Raw genomic sequence first — 3,973 nt, 5'->3', positions numbered from 1 at the left:
CTTATTATTGACTAGAGTCATGCTCTGCTGTTATTGCAGGCGGGAATAAGGGCGGGGATAGGGCTTGCGCATCTGTCGAGCCAGGTACACCTGAAAGGTTTGCGCCACCGCCCCTGCCCGCACCAGGGGAACCTCGGCCACAGGCTCGATTTGGGCAAAGTAGTCGCCATAGGTGGCTGGGATCCCTGCCCTCGGCTGGAACAGCTTGGAAGTGATGAGCAGCCCATCCTGCCCCAGCCAGTCCTGCGGCTGCGACCAAAAGGCAAAGCCCCGCAAATCTGCATCCAGGCAGGTCAGAGGCTTGTCCGTCAGCGGAGCCAGGGCCATGGCGATCTGACCGCCCAAAAAATAGACATTGGTAAAAACGAACTCTGCCTCCTCAAGGGCTTGAGCCAGGTGGGGATCCGTCCGAAACCGCTGCCGCAACTGCTCAATTTCAATGAGCTGAGTAGAGGGATCCTGCTCCACGGGCCACAGGCCCAGCCCGCCAGGAGCCTGCAGCAGGCCATAGCGCACATGGGCCAGCCCCACCCCCACCACCAAGCTGACCATCACCGCCGTCCCCACTAAGGTTCGCTTCGCTCCCGGCCACCGTTCCCAGAAGGATCCCAGCAGCAGCGTCAGCACCCAAAACCCCGGCATGGGCCAGGTGGGCAAGATGGGCCGGTAGCCTCCCATCAAGGTAAAGGCCAACACCAGCGGTAATCCACAGGCCAGGATCAAAAGGTGCTTGAGCTCTTCATCCGTCAGCCGCATCCCGCGGAGAATCTGCAGGGCCACCCGACCCGTCCCTGCCAAACTCGCCCACCCCAAAGGGATCCCCAAGCTGGGGAACAGGTAAAAGATTTCAGAAAGGATCGTCAGCCCCAGCGCTTGCAGTTGATACCCTGCCTCCGGCACCGCCCGCCCCGCCTGAAAGCGAAAGGAGACCCAATCCTGCTGGGCGTTCCAGATCAGCACCGGGCTGAAGGCCAGCACAAAACCCAGCACCGCCAGCACCGTCCAGCCCGACCTCAAGGCACAGCGATGAACTGGGCTGAGCAGACAAAAGAGTACCAGGCCGAACCCCAAAGCCAAGCCGTGGTACTTCCCCAAGCAGGCCAGCCCCACCAAGAGACCTGTGAGCGCTAGCCTAGGCCCTGGCCGATAGCGAGCCGCCCCATAGACAGCCAATTTCCCCTGCCCCAAAGGAGCCGGAAAAAACTCCTGAGCGGCCACCCACAAGGTTGCTGCCGTAAAAAAGATCAGCGGGCTATCCGGCAAGGTCAGCACCCCAAACCCAATCCAAAGGATCGGCGCGATGCTGATAGCCGCCAAGCTGATCAGTCCTGCCCGATCAGAGAAAAGGCGTGCTCCGGTGTAGTAGAGGAATAGGGAAGAGCCACAATACAGCAGCAGGGATCCCAGTCGAATAGAAAAAGCCGACACCTGGCCGGTCAAGGCAGGCCCCAAGCCCGTTGTCCAGGCCACCAGCGGCGGATGGTCAAAATAGCTCCAATCCAGATGGCGGGTGTAGAGGTAGTAGTAGGCTTCGTCAAAGCCCGGCGGCAAAAGGGCAGCCACCAGGCCCCGCATGAACAAGCCCAACCCCAGGATTAGCCAAACCGCTCTAGGCAATGGAGGGGATCCCTATGGGCAGATGGACAGATCTAACTTACCTTGAATACCTCTCGGGGCTACGTCCCTCTAGTATTATGATTTTGCCTCCGGCAAAATGACCGGACACCCCAAAAATTGACCCAGCTTCTCGGCCTCTGCCCGCGCCTCTGGTTCCTTATCAGTGTAGCAGACTGACAGCAAAGGTTTCCGCGATTGCAATTTCACTTCTACCGAAAAGAATTCAACAAAATTCCTTTTGGCCTGAACCAAAATCTGCTGTACATCTCCAAAGGAATAAGTTTTCCGCCCTAGCGACCCAAAAGGAGTAAGGTGCTCCTCTTGGATTTGGTACCTAGAGCGGTCAAACGTTAGACGGCGACACCAAAAAGACACCTTCAGCATGAGAGCTCCTACCCAAAGAAGTAGAGCCAGAAATAGCCCTGGAAGGAGAGAATACAAGATCGCAAACACTAACTCCAGTAAGTGAAATCTATCGATATCTATCAAGAGCCGACTCTCTGTACTGTTCACAAAAGAATCAACGCGCCTTGCCAATTCCTGAGCTTCACTTTCACCAAAGGCCAACCAGGCTGGGGTTTCCCCTGTAGGCTTTTCCAGCGTGACATAGTAGCGCTCAGTCCTTTCTCCGTCGTCATCCTCCACAATTTCAGTTTTGACTGCAGCTCCTCTTACATCTATGTGAAGTGTAGTTTGGCTCGGCAAAGGTAGAAACGGCTGGAAAGACACTTCACAATTAACCGTAGACTGGTCAACTCGAAAACAAGTGAAACGGCGCTCACCCTGGGAAGACCAGATCGAAGATAAAGCCATAAAAAGGATGAACGCAAAGAAACAGATAAAAACAAAAGTAGCAAGAGACCCAAGGAAACCTACAGAAGACTCTTGGTACACGCGCTTGTTGGGGCTCTCCTCCACGCATTTCATAGACTCAACTCCGGGAAAGCTGGATTTGTTTAGATTATGGCTTGCTAGTCTGCCGGTCGTCTGTTTCCGAGAATACGAAGCGTTTAAAAATTATGAAAAGCAGTAAGTCCTCCGGTTTTCGCTGTGCTGTATTCAACTTCCCCTCTCTCCAACCAGGAGCGGAAATTGAGTGGCTGACTGCACGAGGCGCCGGGAAGAGGTTTTAAATCAAGCAAGTTAAAGGTTTGAGCTGTTGAATGTACGCAAGTGAGTTAGGTTTTTCATGTCTTCCCAGTTTCTTTTGAATGTGATTTAAAACTATGGATCCAAGTGCGAAAAGTCTGAGGACTTGCCCGCACCTAATTCATGTTCTGAGGTATTATGTTATCTCCAATACCTCTAAAATGTCCTGGCTGCTTTTCGGGATCCCAAGGTCTTTCCCAGAAGCCGTGGGGTGGCATAACAGTGGGATGAGCGCCAAACTAGCGGTGGTGCTCATGTGAGGATTGCAATGGAAGGCAGACCTAGGGCTAGGGTAGGGCGGCCTGTGCCGAAATCTCTGGAGACAAGGCAAAATGGCCGGCAACTTGCTCAACGGCGCCGACGCAGAGGTTCTTGGATCCCTTCACCGCGAAGCTCTAGGCAGTGGGGAACAGCGCTGGGATGGCTCTTGGGGGAGCGGATCCCGACGGCCCGCCAGCTTGACTTTCGCGCCGGCATGACCGGACTGGCTTTGATCATCGCCCTATTTGTAACAGGAGCACGTCTGGTTTATTTGCAACATCAACAGGCACCCCTATTGCAGCAGCGAGCCGAAGCCCAGCAGCGAGCCCAGCTAAGACCTTTCATTCCTCGTCGCTCAATTGTGGATCGTCATTCTATTGCCAAGCAGCAGGCAGAATTGCTGGCCGTAGATCGCCCTGTCTACACCCTCTGGGCCCATCCCCGTCTCTTCGGCAAACGCACCCCGGAGGAAATGGCCACTGCCCTTGCTCCCCTGTTGCGGCGTCCGGTGGAGCAACTGACGCAGCGGCTGTCGGTTAATCATGCGGTGCGGGTGGAGCGCTGGGTATCCCAGGAGGTGGCGGATCAAATTCAGGCTCTGCATCTGGATGGCCTGGAGCTGGTGAGCGAGCGGCAACGCGTTTACCCCCAAAAAGAGATGGCCGCTGAGGTGGTAGGCTATGTAGATCTGGATCATCAGGGCCAAGCAGGAGTCGAATATTCCCGACAAGAGCTGCTGGAGCGTACCGTTCAACCTGTTACTATTCCTCGCGATGGCTACGGACGACTGTTGGCTGCCGAGGTGCCGGAAGGGCTGCTGCAATCTGGCGAGACAGTGCTGCAACTTACCCTAGATATGCGTCTGCAAAGAGCTGCCCGCGCTGCCCTGAAAGTGCAACTGGAGCGGTTTCGAGCCCTGCGGGGCACGGTGATTGTCCTCCAGCCC

Annotated in this window: 3 protein-coding genes and 1 pseudogene; 2 read left to right on the top strand and 2 right to left on the bottom strand. The window is 55.5% G+C overall.

The window, feature by feature from the left end:
- Nucleotides 1-30: 30 nt before the first annotated feature.
- Nucleotides 31-1,617, bottom strand: coding sequence for an ArnT family glycosyltransferase (locus tag NW815_RS08555; RefSeq protein WP_414388113.1), 1,587 nt, complete (start codon nt 1,615-1,617; stop codon nt 31-33).
- A 75-nt stretch (nt 1,618-1,692) separates the two neighbouring features.
- Nucleotides 1,693-2,544 carry a hypothetical protein gene (locus NW815_RS08550; RefSeq protein ID WP_414388112.1) on the bottom strand — a complete coding sequence of 284 codons (852 nt, stop codon included), beginning with the start codon at nt 2,542-2,544 and terminating at the stop codon, nt 1,693-1,695.
- A 554-nt stretch (nt 2,545-3,098) separates the two neighbouring features.
- Here NW815_RS08550 and NW815_RS08545 point away from each other — a divergent pair.
- A complete protein-coding gene (locus NW815_RS08545) occupies nt 3,099-3,245 on the top strand; it encodes a hypothetical protein (RefSeq protein WP_414344636.1) in 147 nt (48 codons plus the stop codon).
- Nucleotides 3,194-3,973: pseudogene (locus NW815_RS08540) on the top strand (penicillin-binding protein 2); the annotation flags it as partial. The gene NW815_RS08545 and the pseudogene NW815_RS08540, both read left to right, overlap by 52 nt.

Origin of the sequence: Synechococcus sp. R6-7, assembly GCF_047461695.1 — a bacterium.
GTDB lineage: Bacteria > Cyanobacteriota > Cyanobacteriia > Thermostichales > Thermostichaceae > Thermostichus.
The sequence above is the reverse complement of the archived record's forward strand: the minus strand, read 5'-3'. Positions and strand labels throughout refer to the sequence as shown.

Bases quoted from the DNA above. Each gene is read 5' to 3' on its own strand.
- NW815_RS08550 (WP_414388112.1), bottom strand. From the start codon at position 2,544: ATGAAATGCGTGGAGGAGAGCCCCAACAAGCGCGTGTACCAAGAGTCT.
- NW815_RS08545 (WP_414344636.1), top strand. From the start codon at position 3,099: ATGGCCGGCAACTTGCTCAACGGCGCCGACGCAGAGGTTCTTGGATCC.